This is a genomic window from Streptomyces sp. CMB-StM0423 (assembly GCF_002847285.1).
Classification (GTDB): Bacteria; Actinomycetota; Actinomycetes; order Streptomycetales; family Streptomycetaceae; genus Streptomyces.
Map to the genome: position 1 here is coordinate 4,360,828 of NZ_CP025407.1, position 19,233 is coordinate 4,380,060.

The following is a 19,233-nucleotide window of genomic DNA, read 5'->3' on the forward strand; positions in this document are numbered from 1 at the left end:
AACGCGCTGTAGCGCCAAGTCGACATATACGCGCAGATACGGAGCCTGCGCGTCAGGGATGACTCTCGAAGAGTCCTACCCGATCCGGTTAGGAATCGATCCGGTTTGCGGATCGCAGCCGTGCGAAGCTGCGCGACAGCAGCCGGGACACGTGCATCTGGGACAGCCCGAGTTCGGCGCTGATCTGCGACTGGGTCATGTTGCGGTAGTAGCGCAGCATGAGGATGCGCTGTTCGCGCTCCGGCAGTTGGACGAGGAGGTGGCGTACGAGGTCGCGGTGCTCGACGCCGGCCAGCGCCGGGTCCTCGTACCCGAGCCGGTCCAGCAGGCCCGGCATGCCGTCGCCTTCCTGGGCGGCTTCGAGGGAGGTGGCGTAGTACGAGCGGCCCGCCTCGCGGCAGGCCCGCACCTCCTCCTCGCCGATCTTCAGATGCGCGGCGATCTCGCCGGTGGTGGGCGCGCGGCCGTGCCGTACGGTCAGGTCCTCGGTGGCGCCGCTGACCTGGGCCCACAGCTCGTGCAGCCGGCGGGGGACGTGGACGGTGCGCACGTTGTCCCTGAAGTAACGTTTGATCTCGCCGACCACGGTGGGCATGGCGAAGGTCGGGAACTGCACGCCGCGGGCCGGGTCGAAGCGGTCGATGGCGTGGATGAGGCCGATGGTGCCGACCTGGAGGACGTCCTCCATGGGCTCGTTGCGGCTGCGGAAGCGGGCGGCGGCGTAGCGCACGAGGGGGAGGTTGGCCTCGATGAGCGCGGTACGGACGCGGGTGTGCTCGGGGGTGCCGGGTTCGAGCGCGGTGAGCTCGGCGAAGAGCGCGCGGGTGAGGGCGCGGGAGTCGGGTTTATGGGGGGCGTCGGGGTCGCCGGAGTCGTCAGGGGCGGGATCGGGGTCGGACGCCGCCGCGGGCGCGGCTTCGGCGGCCGGAGGGCCGGGTGCGGCCGGCGCGGGGGCCGGGGCGGTCGCGACGGCCGTCGTGGGGGCCGTGGCCGGGGTCGGAGCCGGTGCCGGGGGCGAGACCGGGCTGGAGGCGGGTGGACCGGGGGTGGGCGGGGCCGTACGAGCGGACAACGGCTGCACCACACCACCACCCCTTCGCGACCACGTGACGTACGACCGGCGCCACGGCGCGTAGCGCAGGCGGGACCGGGAAATCCGGAAAAGCGGTCATAGCATCACAAGAGATGCGCACTCTGCGCAAGCACCGTAATTTGCCGTGTTGGCGGCCAGTTGGCCGCCGCCGCGTGCGCAGGCCGGGGGTCGTTCGGCCAGGCAGGAGGGCTGATCGCGTACGGGTGTACGGGGCCGATCGCGTGGTCGGCGATCACCCGGGTGGACAGCCGCCCCGGGGCGGCGCCCCCGGGCGCGCAACGCCCCGCGTCACTCCGACGAGGCGTCGTCGAGCAGGTCGGACATCACATCCCCGATGGCCCTGGCGAGCTCCGATATCCACTCGAAGACGACCTGCACGAGGTCGGCCGCCTGCGAGGGGGAGCTGATGATCGAGTAGATGGCGAAGAGCCCGAGGAGCCCCAGCGCTATCTTCTTGTAGTCCACGAGCGTCGATGCCTCCCCTGTGCGGCACACGCCCGTTTGCTGCTCTCCCCAGGCGCAGTCGCACGATTCTATCCGCGGTTGGAACCGTACCCATGTTTTATGGACTAAAGGCCCGGTCACAGGGGGCTTTTGCGTCTCCCGCCCCCGGCCGCGGGCGGCGCACCATGGACGGTGAGTCCCGCCGGGTCCGGCAGGACCCCGGCGGGCTCGGGGCGGGCCCACTGCGCGTCCGCCGCGGCTACTCCCCCCTCGCTGCGGCGGGTCGTAGGGCCCACCCCTCCGCGGGGGAGGCGGCCGGTTCCCCCCGGGGCCGCCTCCCTCTCCGCAAGCCACCCCGGCCGCGCGCGGTCCGTACCGGAGACGCAGCCGGCACCGGGAGCCGGCCGAACTCGCCCCCTCAGACCGGTCGTTGACTCCCCCGCCGGACCCCGCAGCCGCCGAACGCCCTTCCCCGCTCCGGGACTTCGCCCGCGCACAGAACCGCCCCCGCACCGGAAGCCCGGTCGGAGGCGGTGTCACGCTGGCGGTAGCGGTGGGATTTGAACCCACGGTGGAGTTGCCCCCACACTCGCTTTCGAGGCGAGCTCCTTCGGCCGCTCGGACACGCTACCGCCAGGCAGCTTAGCCCACCTGCCGCCGTGAGCAGAAATCGTTACGGGTGCGGGCCGTCCGGCGGCGGGGCGGTGCGGAAGAAGGTGGTGAGCAGGGCGGTGGCGGGTGGGGCCAGGACGTGGGGGATGACCTCCGGGCGGTGGTTCAGGCGGCGGTCGCGGAGTACGTCCCAGAGCGAGCCCGCCGCGCCCGTCTTGGGGTCGCGGGCCGCGTAGACGACGCGGTCGACGCGGGCGAGGACCGCCGCGCCCGCGCACATCGTGCACGGCTCCAGCGTGACGACCAGCGTGCAGCCCGTCAGCCGCCAGCCGCCCAGCTCCGCCGCCGCGGCCCGCAGCGCCAGGATCTCCGCGTGCGCCGTGGGGTCGCCCGTCGCCTCCCTCTCGTTGCGGGCGCGGGCCAGGATCCTGCCCGTGGGCGGTGCCTCGATCAGCGAGGCGTACGACTCCCCGGACGCGGCCACCGGGCCCACGACCACCGCGCCCACCGGCACGTCACCCGTCTCCAGGGCGCGCTCCGCCTCCGCCAGGGCCGCGCGCATCGGCGGTGCCCACAGCTCCTCGTACGGGCCGCTCTCCCCTTCTCCGCCGGGCTCGGTCAGCGGACAGCCTCCAGGACGTCCGCTGCGCCGAGCATCTCGGCGATCTCGTTGACCGCGTCGCCGTGCAGCGCCAGCAACTGCTTCTCCGAGACCCCGAGGTCCTCCAGCAGCTCCGTGTCGCCCACCGGGCCCGCCGGCGTGCCGGGCGGGGCGTCCGGGTCGGCGCCGGCGTCCGCGCCGGAGGCGGCGGCGGGGTCCGGCTCGCCGTCCTCGGTGCCGTCCAGGTCCGTCAGGCTGTCCAGGGCGCTGTCGTCCTCGGGCTCCCGGCCGAGCAGCTCGGGGGTGAGCAGGATCTCCCCGTACGCGCTGCGCGCGGCCCCCGCGGCGTTCGAGACGAAGACGCGCGGGTCGTCCTCGCCGTCTATACGGATGACGCCGTACCAGATGCCCTCCTGCTCGAGCAGCACCAGCACGGTCTCGTCGTCGTCGGCCGTGGCCTCGCGGGCGAGGCCGGCCAGGTCGTCCAGCGTCTCCACGTCGTCGAGCTCTGTATCGCTCGCTTCCCACCCGTCTTCGGTGCGCGCGAGCAGTGCGGCGAAGTACACCGTGACTCTCCCACTGGTCCTAGGTATGCCGGGCCGGGTGGTCGAGCTTGCCTGCTCTCTCCCCCCGACCAGGGGCGGGGGACCCGCCCTCACCGGAATCGTGACAGAAACCTGCGCTGTCTGCGGGGTCTTCCGCTGTGCGTCGTGAATTGGGCCGCCGCGCGGCCCCCGTTCCGCCGCTCATCGGCCGTCTACCAGCGAAAGGTCCGCATGCGGTGGACATGCCGACGCCGCGCCGCCCGGGCGCGCCGCGGCTGGACGCGCGCCCGCAGCGCCTCGGCTTCGTGCAGGTCGCGCAGGAAGGCGGCGCGGCGCCGGCTGCGGTCGTCGGTGGTCTCGGCCAGTGGATCACCGCTGCGCAGATCACGATCCGGCATCACACACCTCCAGCGTCCGAGCGGGCCGGGAGGACATATCCACCTTGCACCCGGTTGGCGGTTGTGTACGCACCGCGGCCCGTTTCTCCACGCGTACCCCCTGACCCCCACGGGTATCCGTGCCCGGCCGGGTCTCGGATAGATTCGGGAGCATGCGGATTCACGTGGTCGACCACCCCCTGGTGGCGCACAAGCTCACCACGCTGCGCGACGAGCGCACGGACTCTCCCACCTTCCGGCGGCTGGCCGACGAACTCGTCACGCTCCTCGCGTACGAGGCGACGCGCGACGTCCGCACCGAACAGGTCGACGTGCGCACCCCCGTCGCGCAGACCACCGGTGTGCGGCTGGCCCGTCCCAAGCCGCTGATCGTGCCGATCCTGCGCGCCGGGCTCGGCATGCTCGACGGCATGATGCGGGTGCTGCCGACGGCGGAGGCGGGCTTCCTCGGGCTGATACGCGACGAGGAGACCCTGCAGCCCAGCACGTACGCGAACCGGCTGCCGGAGGATCTGTCCGGCCGGCAGGTCTACGTCCTGGACCCGATGCTGGCCACCGGCGGCACCCTGGTCGCGTCGATCCGCGAGCTGATCCGGCGGGGCGCGGACGACGTCACGGCGATCTGCCTGCTGGCGGCGCCGGAGGGGACGGACGCGGTGGAGCACGAACTGGCGGGCGCGCCGGTGACGGTGGTCACGGCGGCGATGGACGAGCGGCTGAACGAGGCGGGGTACATCGTGCCGGGCCTCGGCGACGCCGGGGACCGGATGTACGGGACCGCCTAGCGGCGAGCACGGCCAGGGACCGCCCCGGGCCGGCAGGCGCCGGGTCGGCGACCGCCCGTCCGCGGGTGCCGTGTGCTGCCCGGTGCCGCCCCGGCTACCGGCGTCTCAGTCGCACGCCCCCGGCTTCGCCTTCGCCGGGGTCGCCAGTGCCTTCAGCGCCGCCTCCGCTTCCGCCGGCTTCGTCAGCCCGCGGAAGTCGTCGCCGATGATCAGGTCGACCACCGTGCCGTCGCGCTCCACCGCCTTCGGCTCCGCCTGCGCCAGTTGCGTGCCCAGCACCTTCAGCTCGCCGTCCACCGTCCCCGGGGCGCCGAGCAGCACACCCTCGCCGCGTACCTTCTTGTCGTACGCCGCGGGCGCGTTGTCCACCTTGCCGATCTTGAAGCCGCGCTTCTTCAGCTCGTCGGCGGTCTTCTGCGCGAGGCCGCTCCTGGCGGTGGCGTTCAGCACGTTGACCTTGACCCGGCCGGGGGCGGGCAGCTCGGCCGGCTTCCCGCCGGGACGGCTCTCGGGTCTCTTGCCCTCGCCGGACTTCGCGCCCGTCTCCCGCGCGCCGCAGTCCCCGGGCGTACGGGCCTGCACCGCCTTCTCCTCCTCGCCGCCGCCCGTGAAGGCGTCGACGAGTTGCAGCGTGCCCCAGCCGACGAGCGCGACCGCGAGCACGGCACCGAGTACGGCCAGCACCTTCCGGCGCCGGCGGCTTCGCCGCATACGCGGATACTTGGTGCCCTTGATGCGGTACGGCCCGCCCATCTCGGGGGGCGTCAGCATGCTCATGGCGGCAGCGTAGTAGCCGGAAGGGGCCGTGCCTACTAAATGATCTACGGGGCGGGCGCGGGTCCCCCCGAAAGGGTCAACGGACTGGTCAGTCCAGCTCAAGGACGCGCGCGTGCAGCACCTGGCGCTGCTGCAGCGCCGCCCGCACCGCGCGGTGCAGTCCGTCCTCCAGATACAGGTCGCCGCGCCATTTCACGACGTGGGCGAAGAGGTCGCCGTAGAAGGTCGAGTCCTCGGCGAGCAGGGTCTCCAGGTCCAGTTGCTGCTTCGTCGTCACCAACTGGTCGAGGCGTACCGGGCGTGGCGCGACGTCAGCCCACTGGCGGGTGGACTCCCGGCCGTGGTGGGGGTACGGCCTCCCGTTTCCGATGCGCTTGAAGATCACACGGAAAGCCTACCGGGGATGCGCCTCCGGGCGCAGCAGTGATGCACAGGAGCGACAAGTCAGCGGCAAGTGCGAAGCAAGGCGGAGGCAAGCGGGGACCGGCAGAAGCAAGGCGGAGCCAGGCGGAAAGGGGGGCGGCAAGGCGGGGGAACGGCAGGAGCCCGGGCCGTTCGCGGCCCGGGCTCCCCTTGCGTCTGTGCTACGCCGTCACGCGCTCACCGCTCCGCGTGGTCGTCGTGCGCACCACCGCCGCTGCCCGCGTCGCCCTCGGTGGGCACGAACGACACCGGCTCGCGCAGCGAGCTGACGTCGTGCGCGTACGTCCCGACCGCGTTGGCGATGACGTCGATGTTCGCGTCGAACGCCGGCATGCTGATGTTGTCCAGGTCGTCGCACGCCGTGTGGTAGCACGGGTCGTACGCCCTGCCCGCCGTGCCGCCGAACTTCACGGCCTGCGCCTCGGTCTTCGTCCCCTCCGCGCCCGTGAACGTGCCGCCGGACGGGATGCCCACCTCGATGAAGGGGCCGTAGTCGGAGCGCCCGGTGAAGTCGGTGCCCTCGTGCGGCATCCCCTTCCGGTCCATGAAGTCGGTGATCTGCCGCTCCAACTGCGCCGAGCCCTCCGGGCCCGCGCCCTCGCCGACGCCGTCGGAGTCGTCGCCGTCGTAGACGAAGAGGCCGTAGTTCGGCGAGGCGACCATGTCGAAGTTCAGATACAGCTCGATGTCCCGCAACTGGCGCGGGGTCAGCCGGCTCACGTAGTCAGTGGAGCCGACGAGGCTCAGCTCCTCCGCCGACCAGAACGCGAAGCGCACCTGGTTGCGCGGCTCCTTCTCCGCCTGCGCCAGTTCCTTCGCGACCTCCAGCAGCGCCGCGGAGCCCGAGGCGTTGTCGTTGATGCCGGCGCCCTCGGAGACGGAGTCGAGGTGCGCGCCGAGCATGACGGTACGGTCCTCGGCGCCGCGCTTGGTCTCGGCGATGACGTTCCGCGTCGTCCGCGGCTCGACGATCATCTGGATGTCGACGTGGACGGTGACCTCGCCCTGCGCCAGCAGCGTGGTCAGGGCCTCGCCCTCGGCCTTGGTGATGCCGCCGGTGGGCACCTTGACCGTGTCGGCGTCGCCGAGGGTGCCGTTGAGGGCGCCTTCGGTGTTGTTGTAGATGACGGTGGCGACGGCGCCCGCGTCCGCGGCGTTGGCCTGCTTGACGGCGAAGTTGCAGCCCCCGCGCTGGACGAGCGCGACCTTGCCGGCGTAGTCGCCGCCCTCGAAGTCGCCCGGCTCGCAGCCCGAGGTGCCGTCGGCGTCGACGGGCGCGGCGGCCAGCGGCGCGTCGAGGCCGCCCTCGGGGGTCGCCTTCGAGAAGGTCATCGCGTATATCTCGATGTCCCGCGCCTCGGGCGAGACAACGGCGAACTCGTCCTTCAGCGTCTCGGAGTAGGTGAAGTCGAAGGTGTCGTACGCGACGTCGTAGCCGGCCTGCTTGAGCTGGTCGTAGACGTACGCGGCGGACGCCTCGTACCCCGGCGAACCGGCCGCGCGGTGGCCGCCGTTGCGGTCCGCGATCCGCTGGAACGCCTTGAGGTGCTTGTACGCGTCCGAAGCGCTGGACGCCCGCACCAGGTCACGGGCCAGCTTCGCGCCGTCCTTCGCCGGCTGTGCCGCGCCGGCGGGTGCCGAGCTGGCCAGGAGCAGGGGGACGGCGAGGGCGGCCGCGCCCAGCGCAGCCGTGAGTCTTCGAGGGAACACAGGAGTCCTTCCGACGTCAAAGGTGGGCGAACCTGTCCGGCGTGTGGGGTCTCCTGTCCGCAAGGCGGACGGGGTGCGAGCAACCTAGCGACTCGAACGCCGTTGCGGAATGGGCCGGTGGCCAACCCGTCCCGGTTCAGGTGGTCTTCTTCGCCTTCGGCCCCGCCTTCGTGCCCGTCTTCCCCTGCGGGCCGGCCGCCTTGGCCGCCGCCTTCGCCTCCTGCTTGAACGCCCGTACCTCCGCCAGCGTCTCCGGCCCGGTGATGTCCGCGACCGACCTGCGGCTGCCGTCGTCGCCGTACGCGCCCGCCGCCTCGCGCCAGCCGTCGGGGGTGACGCCGTACTGCTTGCCCAGCAGCGCGGTGAGGATCTGCGCCTTCTGCTTCCCGTACCCGGGCAGCGCCTGGAGCCGCCGCAGCAGCTCCCTGCCGCTGCCGGCGTCGCGCCAGAGGGCTTCGGCGTCGCCGTCGTACTCGTGCACGAGGTACGCGCAGAGCTGCTGGATCCGCTTGGCCATCGAGCCGGGGTAGCGGTGCACGGCCGGCTTCTCGGAGAGCAGCGCCGCGAACGCCTCCGGGTCCTGCGCCGCGATGGCGTGGGCGTCGAGGTCGTCGCCGCCCATGCGGTGGGCGATCGAGTACGGGCCGGAGAACGCCCACTCCATGGGCACCTGCTGGTCGAGGAGCATGCCGACCAGGACGGCCAGCGGGCTGCGGCCGAGCAGCGCGTCGGCCTCCGGCTGCTGCGCGAGACGGACGGTGACGTTCATCCGAGCATGATGGCAGCAGCCGGTCGCGGCCCCGCCGGGCAACACGCGGGCCCCCGGTGCGCGCCCTGGCGCACCGGGGGCCGGGGACCGGCCGGGCGTCCCGCTCAGGCGCCGGCCGGGAGCTGCTTCGCGCGGTGGCGGATGCGGATCGCGGTGGCGATCTCGATGACGCCGACGGCCAGCAGCCAGGCGCCGGCGAGGTAGGTGAGGATCGCGATCGACGTCAGCGGCGACACGATCAGCACGATGCCGGCCAGCGCCGAGATCACGCCGAGGCCGATCTGCCAGCCGCGCGCCGGCATCGCCTCGTCGGAACTGGCGGCCACCGCCTGGGTGATGCCGCGGAAGAGCCAGCCGATGCCGATCCACAGGGCGAGCAGCAGGATCGACTGCAGCGCGCTGCGGAAGCACAGCAGGCCCAGCAGGATGCACAGGGCGCCGCTGATGAACGCCATCACGCGCAGCGCGGTGGAGGCGTGCGTACCGAACGCGGCGACGAGCTGCATCACGCCGATGACCAGCAGGTACAGGCCGAAGAGGATGCCGACGACGCGGAGCGTCTCGCCGGGCCAGGCGAGGGTGAGGGCGCCGAGGACGAGGGCGGCGACGCCCGCGAGCAGCACCGCCTGCCAGGCGCCTCTGGCGAGGAGGCCGAGGGGCCCCTCGGGGACGGCGCCGTGTTCTCGGTGGGCGGTACGTGCCGCGCCGCCGCCGGGCGGCGGGCCCGCGTGCTCGTCGCCTGCGACGACGCTGAGCCGGCGCTCCCGGGGGGCGTGCTCCCCGGGGGTGGCGGTGGATGCGGCCCGGGGTTCTTCCACGCGGCGGGTGCGGTCGCCGACGGGGCGTATGCCCTCGCCGGAGGCGTCGGTGTCAGCGGCGTCGGAGGAGGGGCCGGGCTTCTCGGGGCGGCCGCGGTGCGGCGCCGGGTCGGTGCTCATGCTCCAGGCTGCGAGCGGCTCCGTCCTGGCTGCCACCGGCGCTGGGCCGTACGGGTGACCCGTACGGCCGCGGGGTCAGCCCCGCTCCAGCTCCTCCGCGAGCACCGTCAGGTGGCTGCGCTGCACTTCCTTCGTGCTGGTCACCAGCGTCAGCGGCCCCTGCTCGTACAGCGCGCGCAGATGCGCCAGCGCCGTCGCGCGCTCGTGGTCGGCCAGCTCCGCGCGGTAGCGCTTCACGAAGTCCGGGTAGCGGTCGAAGTCCGCGTGCAGCCAGTGGCGCAGCTCGTCGGAGGGCGCGATGGCCTTCAGCCACTCGTCGACGTGCGCCTTCTCCTTGGTCATGCCGCGGGGCCAGATCCGGTCGACGAGGACGCGCGTGCCGTCGTCGCCTTCGGGGGCGTCGTAGACACGTCGTATCCGTGGGGGTGCGTGTTTTGTCGCCATACGTCCACGGTAGCCGTGCGGCGAGCCCCCCGCGCCCGCCGCACGGCCCCGCTCACTCCTCGCCGGCCCCGTGTCCGTCGGCCGCCACCGCCCGGAGCAGGCCGCCCGCCGGCGGCACGGAACCGCCCGCCGGGGAGCCGGCCGTCAGCCGGGGGAGCAACTGTGCCGTGAGGAGGGTCGTGAGCGCGGAGACGTCCCCGCCCCCGCCGCCGTCCGTGCGGATGACCGTCGGCTGCGGCGCGCTGCCCGCGAGCACCGCGCCCACCTCCAGCCGCCGCCTGGCCAGCTCGTACTGCAGCACCGCGCGGTTGTCGCGGTACGCCTGCGCCAGCCGGCGCTGCGCCTTCGCCTCGTTCTCGGCGGCGATGAGGCCGCTGCGCCCGCGGGTCTCGATCTCGAAGCGGACCTTCTGCGCCTCGGTCTCCTGCTGCTCCAGCAGCCGGGCGACCTCTTCGCGGGCCCGGTTCAGCGCCGCCTTGACCTCGACGAACCGCGCGTCGCGCGCCTTCTTCGCCCGCTCGATGTCCATCTGCAGGTTGTCGATACGGCGCTTGCGGGTCAGGCCCCACTCCTGCTCGTACGCGGTCCGCTCCTTCGCCACCCGCTCGCGGGTCGCCAGGTGCTGCTGGTACTGCGCGGGGAGCTGGACGTCGGGGATGTTGGCGCCGGTGACGCGCACGCCGTAGCGGGCCAACTGGCGGTTGAGCAGGTCCTGCATGTCCGCGACGTCCGAGCCGCGCAGATCGTACGCCCGCTCCGTGCGCACCCGGCGGGCGCGCTGGCGGATCGCGTCCTGCACGGCGCTGGAGAGCACCAGGTCGAAGTTGCCGGCGCCGATGGTGCGGACGAAGAGCACCGCGTCGTTGATGCGGAACTTCAGGAAGAACTCGATCGAGCGCAGCGGCACGTTCTCCTGCGTCGGGCAGGCCATGACCGGGGCCGAGTACGGGATCTCGGTGGCCGTGTCGACGACGAAGTCCACCCGCGACCAGGGGTGCCAGACGAAGTGCCGGCCCGGGCCCAGCGTGCGGGAGATGGCGCCGTAGCGGGTGAGGACGCCGTTCGTGCCCTGCTCGATCTTCACGATCGAGGAGCGCCACCACCACAGCACGCCGACGACCAGCAGGAAGACGCCGGTGCCGTACGCGGCGGCCGCCAGCGCGTCGTACGCGCTCGCGCTCCAGCCGTCCTCGCTGCCGCTCTGCAGCCCGGCCATCACACCGGTCGCGAGCGCCAGCAGCGCCAGCCACAGCGGCACCATCCACCACAGCCGGCGGCGGTGGCGGGGGATGATGACGGGGATCAGGGTGCCGGCCTCGCCACCGCGCAGCAGTTGGGGGATGTCGCCCCAGGCCGCGACGAGTTCGGAGATGACCGACCTGCGCTTCATGGCCGTCGTGCTCATGCTCCCGCCTCCTCGTGCCCGTGGTGCGCGGGCCCGAAGCCCGTGCTCTCGTGTCCGTAGCCTTCGTTGGCGGCTCCGATGCCGGCTTCGGCTCCGGCCGCCTGCGGCGCGTGCTCCTGCTCCGCCTCGGCGCTGCCCGCCGGGGCCGGGACCGGAGCCGGCCGCTCGGCCTCGCGCAGCGCCCGGATCTCCGGCTCCCGCTCGGCGATCCGCGCCGCGACCTCGGCCAGCCGCTCCCGTACGGCCGCCATCTCGGCCTCCGAGAACAGGTCCGCTCCGTGCTCGCCGATCAGCTCCCGGGCGAGCGCCAGGAAGTCGACGCCCCCGCCGCCGCCGTCCGCGCCGCCGGCGGGGCCGCCGATGCGCAGCAACTGCGGCAGGTGGTCGGCGACCTGCTCCAGGGTGTCGAGGACCTGCTGCTGGTAGCGGTACTCCAGGATCTCCGGCGCCTCGGCCGTCGTCACCGCGCGGATGTCGAGCGCCTGCGCCTCCAGCAGCGCGGCGTTGGCCCGCGCCTCCGACTCGGCCTGGACGTACCGCTGCCGGGCCAGCGCCTCGGCGCGGTTGGTCTCGCGCTCGACGGCGGTGTCCATCTGGGCCTGGTACTGGGCGATGTCCGCCTGGATCGCGGACAGCTCCTCCTCGCGGGTCGCCAGCTCCTTGCTCAGGTCGCCCTCGTCCTGCTCCTTGCGGAGCTGGAGCGAGTACTCGTGGGTGTACGCCTCCTTGGCCATCCGCACCATCTCCGGCGCCGCGAGGTCCATGCGGTACGGCTGGTCGGAGGGCTCGGCGTGGGTGATGTTGGCGTTGGTCAGCTCGACCGCGGGCCGGAACTGGTGGTTCAGCGAGTCGAGCAGCCGGGTGGTGTCCTCGCCGACCATGTCGTAGATGCCGGCGGCCTCCTGCTCGTAGATGAGGCTGCGGATCGTCTCGCTGACGGCGTTGTTCAGCTTCTCCTCGAAGCCGCGCACGGCGCCGAGGGTGTAGACGAACTCGACCGGGTCGCTGATCCGGAACTGGATGAACAGGTCGATGGACGCCTTCACCCCGCCCTTCGTCGGGGCCTCGCGCACGGGCGCGTTGAAGGGGTACTCGCGGGTGGTGTTGAGGATGTACGAGACCCGCTTCCACGGGTTCAGCAGGATGACCCGGCCGGGGCCGACGACCTGCTCCAGCTTGCCGAACTTGGTGATCAGGGCATGACACCCATCGGGCACCATCACCATCCCCTGCCGCCACCACACGAACCCCACGGCGAAGATCGCCAGCACCCAGTAGTGGGCGCCGAACAGCGGGTTCGTCACCACGTCGTCGCCGGTGGCGGCCACCGCGATGGTGCCGACGAGGCCGATGACGAGCAGCAGCGACACCGGCAGCATGCTGAGGAACGAGCGCCCGCGCGGCAGCACCATCGGGCAGATGGCGTGCACCTGCTCAAGCCCCTCGCGCTTCAGCTCGCTGCGGTTCAGCACCTCCCCGGCCTCGTCCAGCGGCACGGACTGCTGCGTCATGACGGTGTCGAGGCTGCCGCCCTGGTCGCGGGCGGCGGGGAAGTCGGCCGGGTCCATCCCGTCCTCCCGGGGCGCGTCGCCACGCCGGCCCCGGCCGCCTTCCCTGCCCTCGCGGCCCTGTTCCCCGTCGGGCAGTACACCGCGGCGGCGCAGCTCGTCCTGGGCGAGCTGCCCCGGGCCGTCCCCCTCCATCACGGCCTGCGCCGCGCTTCTGAAGGTCTGCGCGCGCGAACGTGCCATGTCGTCCCCCTCCTCAGGTCGCGTGATCACTCTCCGCAATCCCAAGCGTTTCGTACAGTCGTGCGCAAGCCCAGGCGCGGATCGTGACAACACGGGTACGTGGTCATTGCACGATTCCGGCAGTAAGCGGGTTTAGCAGAGCGCCTGCTCTACTATTTCGGCATGGACACCCGGACCCTCCAGGCGCAGCCGGAGCGCAACGGGGCGGTGGCGCTGGTCCGCCGCGGCTGGAGCCTGCTCCCGGTCGTCGGCGAGTTCCCCTTCCCGGTCCCGTACCACTCCGACTTCACGGCGGACGGCAAGCGGGCCTTCTCGGTGACGAAGAAGCTCTCCCTGTACGACCGCTACGAGATCGACATCGCCGACCCCGCGCTGGACCGCCGCCTGATCATCGCCCAGGCAGTGGCCCTGGACGCCCTCCAGTCCCGCTGACCGCGGCCGGCGGGGGGCTACGCCCTCCTCGCCTGGTGGCCGGCCGCGCTCGCCGCGCTCGCCGAGGCGGCCGTCGGCGTCCACGGCTGGGAGCCGGCCGAGCGGATCGGCCTGATCGGGGCGGACGAGGCGGGGCTGCTCGGGCACGAGGCGGGGGACAGGATGTCGGAGCCGTTCCGGAAGGCCGGGTGAGGCGGCGCTACGGCCCCGGGGACGGTGACGGGGACGCGGGCGGGGGCGGCAGCGGGGTGGCGGTGAGCCAGGTGGCGACGAGGCGGAGTTCCGCGGCGTGGGCCGCCGGGTCGTAGCCGTCGTCCGTCGCCGCCAGGTAGGCCGCGTCGATCACCGTGACGAGCCAGCGGGCCGCCCGTGCCGGGGGGAACGGCGGCGTGTGGCCCTGCGTCGCCAGCCGCTCCAGGAGCGTCGTCAGGGCCGCCAGGGTCCGGGTCTCGTCGTCTCCCAGCAGCCTGGCGAACTTCAGGTCGCGGCTCGCCTGGATCAGCGCCGCCGCGATCAGGCCCGGGGCCTGCGGGTCGTCGAGGTCCGCGGTGAGGCGGTCGAAGAGGAGGGCGAAGCCCTCCTCGGGGTCGGGCATCGCCAGCGCGCGGTCGCGGATCTCCGCGGTGCGCGCCAGGTCGTCGGCGAAGAGGGCGTGGAAGATCGCCTTCTTGGTGGGGAAGTAGTGGAAGAGCGTCCCCGAGCCGATGCCCGCCCGGCGGCAGATGCGCGCCGTCGACGTCCCGTCCACCCCGTTCGCCGCGAACTCCTCCGCCGCCGCGGCCAGGATGCGGGCCCGCTTGCGCGCGTGCTGCTCGGGGTTGACGGTACGCATCACCGCCGAATATATCGGTGTGGCGCGAGGGGGTGACCGGCGTAGGGTCCCGCCCATGTCTGCTGTCCGGATGCACGCCGACGAGGCGGAGATAGACGCCGCGCTCGTACGGAGCCTGATCGCCGCCCAGTTCCCCCGGTGGGCCGCGCTGCCCGTCGAACGGGTCGCCTCCGGCGGCACCGTCAACGCCGTCTTCCGGCTCGGCGACGAGCTGAGCGTGCGGATGCCCCTGACCGCCGCCGGTGCCAAGGACGTGGATCTGGAGTTCTCCCATCTGCCCCGGCTCGCCGCCGGCCTGCCCGTGCCCGTGCCCGAGCCCGTCGCCGTGGGCGAGCCCGGGGCCGGGTACCCCTGGCAGTGGAGCGTCTGCCGCTGGCTCCCCGGGACGATCCTGCCGCCCGACGCCGGCGTCGCCGCCCCCGGGCCGCTCGCCGGCCAGCTCGCCGGCTTCGTCAACGCCATGCGCGCCGCGGACCCGGCCGGCGGCCCGCCCTCGTACCGCAGCGAGACCCTGGCCGACCGCGACGCGGAGACCCGCGCCGCCCTCGCGCAGCTCAAGCCCGGGGACGGCGTGGACGTGCCCGCCGTGACCGCCGCCTGGGAGACCGCCCTGCGCGCGCCCGCCTACGCCGGGGCGCCGGTGTGGCTGCACGCCGACCTGTCCCCCGGGAACGTCCTGCTCACCGACGACGGACGCCTCGGCGGCGTCATCGACTTCGGCTGCATGGGCCTCGGCGAACCGGCCGTCGACCTGATCGCCGCCTGGAACCTCTTCACCGGTCCCGCGCGCGAGGCGTTCCGCGCCGCGGTGGCGGGCGGGGACGACGACGCGGCGTGGGCGCGCGGGCGCGGGTGGGCGCTGTCGATCTCGCTGATCCAGTTGCCGTACTACCGGCACACCAACCCGGTCATGGTCGCCAGTTCGAAGTTCGTCATCGACGAGGTGCTGGCCGACGGGTAGGGTTGCGGGCATGACCTGGCGACATTGATGCGTACGTACCGCCCGCCCCGAGCGGCGATCGGCGGCCTGCTTCTACGCGTACTCGTTCCTGGACGACTTCGTCCTGCTCTACCCCGTGTACGCGCTGCTCTTCGCCGACCACGGGCTGTCGCTGTGGCAGGTCTCCTCCCTCTTCGTCATCTGGTCGCTGACGTCCCTCCTGCTCGAAGTCCCCTCCGGGGCCTGGGCCGACGCGTTCTCCCGCCGCCTGCTGCTGTGCGCGGGACCGCTGCTGACGGGCGCGGGGTTCACGCTGTGGATCGTGGCGCCGTCGTACGGGGCGTTCGCGGCGGGGTTCGTGCTGTGGGGAGCGAAGGGCGCGTTCGCGTCGGGAGCGCTGGAGGCGCTGCTCTACGAGGAGTTGGGCCGGGCGGGCGCGGCGGACCGGTACGCGCGCACGCTGGGGCGCGGGCGCGCGGCGGGCACGGTGGGGGTGATGGCGTCGATGGCGGCGGCGGCCCCGGTGTTCGCGGCCGGCGGGTACGCGGCGGTGGGGGCGGCGAGCGTGGCGTCGTGCCTGCTGGGGGCGGCGGTGGCGACGCGGTTTCCGGAGCACCGGGGGGCCGGAGAGGGCGTACGGGACGACAGGGGTGCCGGAGAGGCCGACGGGCCCGGCGATCCCGGGGCGGCCCGTGCCGAGTCCGGCGGGACCGAACCTGCCGGGTCCGATCCCGGACCTGAGCCCGCCCCCGAAGCCGACGCCGACGACCCCGGTCTCGGCTGGGTCGGCACCCTCCGCGCCGGGTTCGCCGAACTCCGCGCCGAGCCCGCCGTCCGCGGCGCCCTCCTCCTCGTCCCCGCCGTCGTCGCCGTCTGGGGCTCCCTCGACGAATACACCCCCTACCTCGTCCGCGAGGCCGGCGTCGCCGACCCCGCCGTCCCGCTGTACCTGCTGCTGATCTGGGCCGGTGCCGCCGCCGGCGGGCTGCTGGCCGGGCGGGTCGAGGAGCGGGGCCGGGCCGCCCGGACGCCGGCGGGGGTACTGGCCGCGCTGCTCGCGGGGTCCGCGGTGGCGCTCGCCGCGGGCGGGCTGCTGGGGACGGGGGTGGGGATCGCGCTGGTGGGGGTCGCGTTCGGCGGGTTCCAGGTGGCGACCGTGCTCGCGGAGGCCCGGTTGCAGGAGCGGATCACCGGTCCTGCGCGGGCGACCCTGACCTCGCTGGCCGGCGTCGGTACGGACCTGGGGACGATCACCGTCTACGGCGCGTACGGCCTGCTCGGCTCGGCCGCCGGACTCGGGCACGGGGCCGCGTTCGCCGTGTGCGCGCTGCCGTATCTGGTCGTCGCGCCGCTGCTGTTGCGCGGCCGGGGGCGTAGCCGAGCGTAGGGCGCGGCACGGACCGGGGGCGGTGGGTCAGGGCACCGCCCCCGGTCCCCGGCGCCGCTACGCGCCGTCCCCCGTCACCGGTGCGCCGCTGGGCACCGAGGTCAGACCGGCGTAGAGCACGTCCGGGTCGGCCGGGCTGACGGCGAGGGCGCCGATGCCGTGGTGGCCGGAGTGCCGGATCGTCAGCTCGTCGTCGTCCGCGTCGTGGCGGTAGAGGTTGGTGCCGCTCCACGGGTCGCCGTACTCGAAGTAGACGACGTCGGCGTCGGTCGGATCCGGGCGCATCCAGCCGCCGTTGTAGATCACGACGTCCTCGCCGTCCTGGAACTGGTCGACCACGGGCCGGAAGGTGCGGCCGCCGTCGGTCGAGCGGTAGAGGTGCCGGCCGCTCTCGCCGGCCTCCAGCTCGGTGACGTTCAGCGCCTTCGCGTAGACCACCCGCGGGTCGACGGGCGAGATCGCCAGGGAGAAGCCGTTGACCTTGTCGCCCGCGGCGCCGAGCTTGGCGCGGCGCCAGGTGCGGCCGGCGTCGTCGCTGGTGAAGCCGCCGGCGTCGCTCACGCCGACGACGATGCGGTCGAAGTCGGCGCTGGAGACCTTCGCGTCGTAGAACATCGTGTGCGGGCCGGCCTCGGCCAGCGGGACGGGCGTGCCGATGGGACGGAAGCTGCGCCCGTGGTCGGTGGACTCCAGCACGCGGCCGCCGTCGGTGACGGCCCGCAGGTGGCCGGCGCGGCGCGGGTTGGCGGTGAGCCCGTAGAGCCCGCCCAGCTTCTCGCCGTCGAAGGCCGGCATCCTGACGACCTCGTTGCCGTCGACCCGGTAGACGCGGTCGCCGCGCAGCTCCCACACGTAGGCGCTGCCGTCGCGCCCGGGGGCGACGAACCAGTGGCCCGATCCGAGCTTGGCGATGGTGTGCCAGCGGCAGCCGGCATCGGCCGACCGGGTCACCCGGCCGTTGATGTCGGTGGCCAGCAGCCGGTTCGGGGTGGCGAGGGTCTCCAGGCCGGTGACCAACTGGTAGTACGGCGGCCGCTCGGCGGTGGTGGTCGGGGCGAAGGTGGCGCCGCCGTCCCGGGTGTGGGAGAGCGAGCCGTCGCTGACGACCTGGTCGCACTCGGGTGCGTCCCAGTGCTTCGGGTGCGCGGCGGCGTTGGCGGGAGCGGCGGCCGTGAACAGGCTCGCGACGAGCGCTGCGCCGACCGTCACGGTGGTAATCGCGCGGTGAAGGGGTCTCACCCGGATCTCCTCCTCGATGACGTTGTCCTCACCAGGAAGTACCGTGATCGTCTGGATGTCCACGTCGATCGGCTGGCGAACGGACGCCATGGCGCCCATGCGCCGCTCGCGCTGCCCCCATCAGGCGGGACATATCCGATACGCGCCCCGGGGGTCCACGTCATGTTCGAGCCGTTTGGCGTCCTCGCGTCCGACGAAGCCCTGTACCGCCTGCTGCTCCGCCATCCGCCGCTCGACACCGCGCGGTTGGCGGCGGCGGCCGGGCGTACGGAGGCCGAGACCGCCCCCGGGGTCGAGCGGCTCGCGGAGCTGGGCCTGGTCACGCTGCTGCCGGGGGCCCCGGTCCGGCTGGTCGCGACCCGGCCCGACGCGGCCGTCGACCAGCTCACGGTCCGCTGGCAGGACCAGGTCGCCGTGGCCAGGACCGCGGCCACCGCGCTCCTCGCCGACCTGCCGGTCGACCGCAGGCACCGGCCCGAGGACCAGGTGGAGATCCTCTTCGGCCGCGGCTCGGTCGCGGCGGCCTTCGACCGGCTGCAGCGGTCGGTGCGGCGCGAGTTGCTGGTCCTGGACCGGCCGCCGTACGCGCAGGAGCCGGCCGAGCCGAACCGGGCGGAGCTGGAGATACTGGCGCGCGGCGCGCGGGTGCGCGGGCTGTACGCACCGGAGGCGCTGGAAGTGCCGGGCGCGTTCGACGTCTTCGAGGCGGTCGTCGCGGCCGGGGAGCAGGCCCGGGTGCATACGGACGTGCCGCTGAAGCTCGCCGTCGCCGACGCCACGACGGCCATCCTGCCGTTCAGCCGCGAGGCCCACGAGATGGTCGACAGCGCGTTCGTGATCCACGAAGGGGCCCTGCTGGACGCGCTGGTGCAGCTCTTCGAGCTGCTGTGGGCGGCGGCGGTGCCCGTGCCGGGACCGCTTGCCGCGGCCGGTGGCGCCGGGGCCGGTGGCGCCGGGGGCGAGCGGGGCGGCGACGCCGAGTCCGACCGGCAACTGCTGACCCTGCTCGCGGCCGGGCTGAAGGACGAGGCGGTGGCGCGGCGGCTGGGCGTGAGTGCCCGTACCCTCAACCGCCGGGTCAGCGCGCTGATGCTGCGGCTCGGGGCCCGTACCCGCTTCCAGGCGGGGCTCCAGGCGGCCCGCAACGGCGCCGTCGACCTCTGACGCGGACGCGTCTGCGAAGCAACCGACGCGGCGTCGACTGCCCCCGGGGATCAGGCCGTTACCGGCCGGCCGGCTGCGCCGCCCCGGGCAGCGCCTGGGCCAGCACCTCGCGGTGCGTCGGCTTGGCGTCCTCGTACAGCCGCCGGCCCTCCGCCGTCAGCAGGACGAAGATGCCGCGCCGGTCGACGTCGCACATCGCCCGCGTCACCAGCCCCGCGCGCTCCAGCCGGGCCGTCAGCCGCGACGTCGCGCTCTGGCTCAGGTGCACCGCGCCGGCCAGCTCGGCCGCGCGGCACTTGTCGTGGTCGCTCGTCGCCAGGCCCTCCAGGGCCTCGAACTCGCTGACCCCGATGCCGTGCCTGCTCTGCAGCTCGCGCTCCAGCGCACCCCAGACCGCCGCGTGACAGGCCAGGAGGCCGTGCCAGCGGTCCACCAGGGCGCGTTCGGCGCCGACGTCGCTCACGCTCACGCAGCAAAGGTAACATGCGCGTGAACCTAATGCGACTTCATTAAATGCTTTGGCATTAGATGCCTCTGCATGTAG

Annotated in this window: 21 protein-coding genes and 1 tRNA gene; 5 read left to right on the forward strand and 17 right to left on the reverse strand. The window is 73.4% G+C overall.

Features of this window, described 5'->3' with window-relative positions:
* Positions 1-88: 88 nt before the first annotated feature.
* The 6 genes from CXR04_RS19005 to CXR04_RS19025 form a co-directional block, all read right to left on the reverse strand.
* A complete protein-coding gene (locus CXR04_RS19005; RefSeq protein ID WP_101423568.1) occupies positions 89-1,084 on the reverse strand; it encodes an RNA polymerase sigma factor SigF in 996 nt (331 codons plus the stop codon).
* A 297-nt stretch (positions 1,085-1,381) separates the two neighbouring features.
* On the reverse strand, positions 1,382-1,558 hold the full coding sequence (locus CXR04_RS35275; protein ID WP_199850487.1) for a hypothetical protein: 177 nt from the start codon (positions 1,556-1,558) through the stop codon (positions 1,382-1,384).
* 521 nt (positions 1,559-2,079) lie between these two features.
* A tRNA-Ser gene (locus CXR04_RS19010) sits at positions 2,080-2,169 on the reverse strand.
* Between the two features lie 41 nt (positions 2,170-2,210).
* Positions 2,211-2,711 (reverse strand): nucleoside deaminase, encoded by a 501-nt coding sequence (locus CXR04_RS19015; RefSeq protein WP_101423569.1) that lies wholly within the window; start codon positions 2,709-2,711, stop codon positions 2,211-2,213.
* A 56-nt stretch (positions 2,712-2,767) separates the two neighbouring features.
* Positions 2,768-3,316 (reverse strand): tRNA adenosine deaminase-associated protein, encoded by a 549-nt coding sequence (locus tag CXR04_RS19020; RefSeq protein WP_101423570.1) that lies wholly within the window; start codon positions 3,314-3,316, stop codon positions 2,768-2,770.
* A 191-nt stretch (positions 3,317-3,507) separates the two neighbouring features.
* Complete coding sequence (locus CXR04_RS19025) at positions 3,508-3,693, reverse strand: hypothetical protein (RefSeq protein ID WP_101423571.1); 186 nt, start codon at positions 3,691-3,693, stop codon at positions 3,508-3,510.
* A gap of 152 nt (positions 3,694-3,845) precedes the next feature.
* On the opposite strand from CXR04_RS19025, the gene upp reads away from it, so the two are divergent.
* Entirely contained in the window at positions 3,846-4,478 is a 633-nt protein-coding gene (gene upp / locus CXR04_RS19030) for a uracil phosphoribosyltransferase (RefSeq protein ID WP_047016662.1), read from the forward strand.
* 105 nt (positions 4,479-4,583) lie between these two features.
* On the opposite strand, the gene CXR04_RS19035 is transcribed toward upp, so the two are convergent.
* The 8 genes from CXR04_RS19035 to CXR04_RS19070 form a co-directional block, all read right to left on the reverse strand.
* On the reverse strand, positions 4,584-5,249 hold the full coding sequence (locus CXR04_RS19035; protein WP_101423572.1) for a LytR C-terminal domain-containing protein: 666 nt from the start codon (positions 5,247-5,249) through the stop codon (positions 4,584-4,586).
* A gap of 94 nt (positions 5,250-5,343) precedes the next feature.
* Complete coding sequence (locus tag CXR04_RS19040; RefSeq protein WP_018836497.1) at positions 5,344-5,640, reverse strand: type II toxin-antitoxin system VapB family antitoxin; 297 nt, start codon at positions 5,638-5,640, stop codon at positions 5,344-5,346.
* Between the two features lie 215 nt (positions 5,641-5,855).
* Positions 5,856-7,388, reverse strand: coding sequence for a M28 family metallopeptidase (locus tag CXR04_RS19045; protein ID WP_101423573.1), 1,533 nt, complete (start codon positions 7,386-7,388; stop codon positions 5,856-5,858).
* Positions 7,389-7,524: 136 nt separating this feature from the next.
* Entirely contained in the window at positions 7,525-8,157 is a 633-nt protein-coding gene (locus CXR04_RS19050; RefSeq protein ID WP_101423574.1) for an HhH-GPD-type base excision DNA repair protein, read from the reverse strand.
* A gap of 104 nt (positions 8,158-8,261) precedes the next feature.
* Positions 8,262-9,095, reverse strand: a complete 834-nt coding sequence (locus tag CXR04_RS36670; protein ID WP_101423575.1) for an HdeD family acid-resistance protein — start codon at positions 9,093-9,095, stop codon at positions 8,262-8,264.
* 75 nt (positions 9,096-9,170) lie between these two features.
* Entirely contained in the window at positions 9,171-9,539 is a 369-nt protein-coding gene (locus tag CXR04_RS19060) for a DUF488 domain-containing protein (protein ID WP_101423576.1), read from the reverse strand.
* A 52-nt stretch (positions 9,540-9,591) separates the two neighbouring features.
* Positions 9,592-10,944, reverse strand: a complete 1,353-nt coding sequence (locus tag CXR04_RS19065) for an SPFH domain-containing protein (RefSeq protein WP_101423577.1) — start codon at positions 10,942-10,944, stop codon at positions 9,592-9,594.
* Positions 10,941-12,695, reverse strand: coding sequence for an SPFH domain-containing protein (locus CXR04_RS19070; protein ID WP_101423578.1), 1,755 nt, complete (start codon positions 12,693-12,695; stop codon positions 10,941-10,943). The genes CXR04_RS19065 and CXR04_RS19070 overlap by 4 nt, the downstream gene beginning before the upstream one ends.
* Before the next feature lie 162 nt (positions 12,696-12,857).
* On the opposite strand from CXR04_RS19070, the gene CXR04_RS19075 reads away from it, so the two are divergent.
* Positions 12,858-13,127 carry a hypothetical protein gene (locus CXR04_RS19075; protein WP_101423579.1) on the forward strand — a complete coding sequence of 90 codons (270 nt, stop codon included), beginning with the start codon at positions 12,858-12,860 and terminating at the stop codon, positions 13,125-13,127.
* 199 nt (positions 13,128-13,326) lie between these two features.
* On the opposite strand, the gene CXR04_RS19080 is transcribed toward CXR04_RS19075, so the two are convergent.
* Positions 13,327-13,959, reverse strand: a complete 633-nt coding sequence (locus CXR04_RS19080; RefSeq protein ID WP_101423580.1) for a TetR/AcrR family transcriptional regulator — start codon at positions 13,957-13,959, stop codon at positions 13,327-13,329.
* 70 nt (positions 13,960-14,029) lie between these two features.
* Here CXR04_RS19080 and CXR04_RS19085 point away from each other — a divergent pair, with 70 nt between their 5' ends.
* Both CXR04_RS19085 and CXR04_RS19090 read left to right on the forward strand, forming a co-directional pair.
* On the forward strand, positions 14,030-14,920 hold the full coding sequence (locus tag CXR04_RS19085) for an aminoglycoside phosphotransferase family protein (RefSeq protein ID WP_101423581.1): 891 nt from the start codon (positions 14,030-14,032) through the stop codon (positions 14,918-14,920).
* An 88-nt stretch (positions 14,921-15,008) separates the two neighbouring features.
* Complete coding sequence (locus CXR04_RS19090) at positions 15,009-16,286, forward strand: MFS transporter (protein ID WP_101423582.1); 1,278 nt, start codon at positions 15,009-15,011, stop codon at positions 16,284-16,286.
* A gap of 57 nt (positions 16,287-16,343) precedes the next feature.
* Here the strand turns inward: CXR04_RS19090 and CXR04_RS19095 are convergent, their stop codons facing one another.
* Positions 16,344-17,615 (reverse strand): sialidase family protein, encoded by a 1,272-nt coding sequence (locus CXR04_RS19095; protein WP_234380316.1) that lies wholly within the window; start codon positions 17,613-17,615, stop codon positions 16,344-16,346.
* A gap of 72 nt (positions 17,616-17,687) precedes the next feature.
* On the opposite strand from CXR04_RS19095, the gene CXR04_RS19100 reads away from it, so the two are divergent.
* On the forward strand, positions 17,688-18,689 hold the full coding sequence (locus tag CXR04_RS19100; protein WP_101423584.1) for a helix-turn-helix domain-containing protein: 1,002 nt from the start codon (positions 17,688-17,690) through the stop codon (positions 18,687-18,689).
* 58 nt (positions 18,690-18,747) lie between these two features.
* On the opposite strand, the gene CXR04_RS19105 is transcribed toward CXR04_RS19100, so the two are convergent.
* A complete protein-coding gene (locus CXR04_RS19105) occupies positions 18,748-19,158 on the reverse strand; it encodes a MarR family winged helix-turn-helix transcriptional regulator (RefSeq protein ID WP_442802388.1) in 411 nt (136 codons plus the stop codon).
* Positions 19,159-19,233: the final 75 nt, after the last annotated feature.

Excerpts from the sequence above, each read along its gene's own strand:
- CXR04_RS19035 (WP_101423572.1), bottom strand. The coding sequence starts at position 5,249 with ATGCTGACGCCCCCCGAGATGGGCGGGCCGTACCGCATCAAGGGCACC.
- CXR04_RS19095 (WP_234380316.1), bottom strand. The coding sequence starts at position 17,615 with ATGGCGTCCGTTCGCCAGCCGATCGACGTGGACATCCAGACGATCACG.
- CXR04_RS19065 (WP_101423577.1), bottom strand. The coding sequence starts at position 10,944 with ATGAGCACGACGGCCATGAAGCGCAGGTCGGTCATCTCCGAACTCGTC.
- CXR04_RS19025 (WP_101423571.1), bottom strand. The coding sequence starts at position 3,693 with ATGCCGGATCGTGATCTGCGCAGCGGTGATCCACTGGCCGAGACCACC.
- CXR04_RS19060 (WP_101423576.1), bottom strand. The coding sequence starts at position 9,539 with ATGGCGACAAAACACGCACCCCCACGGATACGACGTGTCTACGACGCC.
- CXR04_RS19050 (WP_101423574.1), bottom strand. The coding sequence starts at position 8,157 with ATGAACGTCACCGTCCGTCTCGCGCAGCAGCCGGAGGCCGACGCGCTG.
- CXR04_RS19015 (WP_101423569.1), bottom strand. The coding sequence starts at position 2,711 with ATGCGCGCGGCCCTGGCGGAGGCGGAGCGCGCCCTGGAGACGGGTGAC.
- CXR04_RS19075 (WP_101423579.1), top strand. The coding sequence starts at position 12,858 with ATGGACACCCGGACCCTCCAGGCGCAGCCGGAGCGCAACGGGGCGGTG.
- CXR04_RS19070 (WP_101423578.1), bottom strand. The coding sequence starts at position 12,695 with ATGGCACGTTCGCGCGCGCAGACCTTCAGAAGCGCGGCGCAGGCCGTG.
- CXR04_RS36670 (WP_101423575.1), bottom strand. The coding sequence starts at position 9,095 with ATGAGCACCGACCCGGCGCCGCACCGCGGCCGCCCCGAGAAGCCCGGC.
- CXR04_RS19100 (WP_101423584.1), top strand. The coding sequence starts at position 17,688 with ATGTTCGAGCCGTTTGGCGTCCTCGCGTCCGACGAAGCCCTGTACCGC.
- CXR04_RS19080 (WP_101423580.1), bottom strand. The coding sequence starts at position 13,959 with ATGCGTACCGTCAACCCCGAGCAGCACGCGCGCAAGCGGGCCCGCATC.
- upp (WP_047016662.1), top strand. The coding sequence starts at position 3,846 with ATGCGGATTCACGTGGTCGACCACCCCCTGGTGGCGCACAAGCTCACC.
- CXR04_RS19085 (WP_101423581.1), top strand. The coding sequence starts at position 14,030 with ATGCACGCCGACGAGGCGGAGATAGACGCCGCGCTCGTACGGAGCCTG.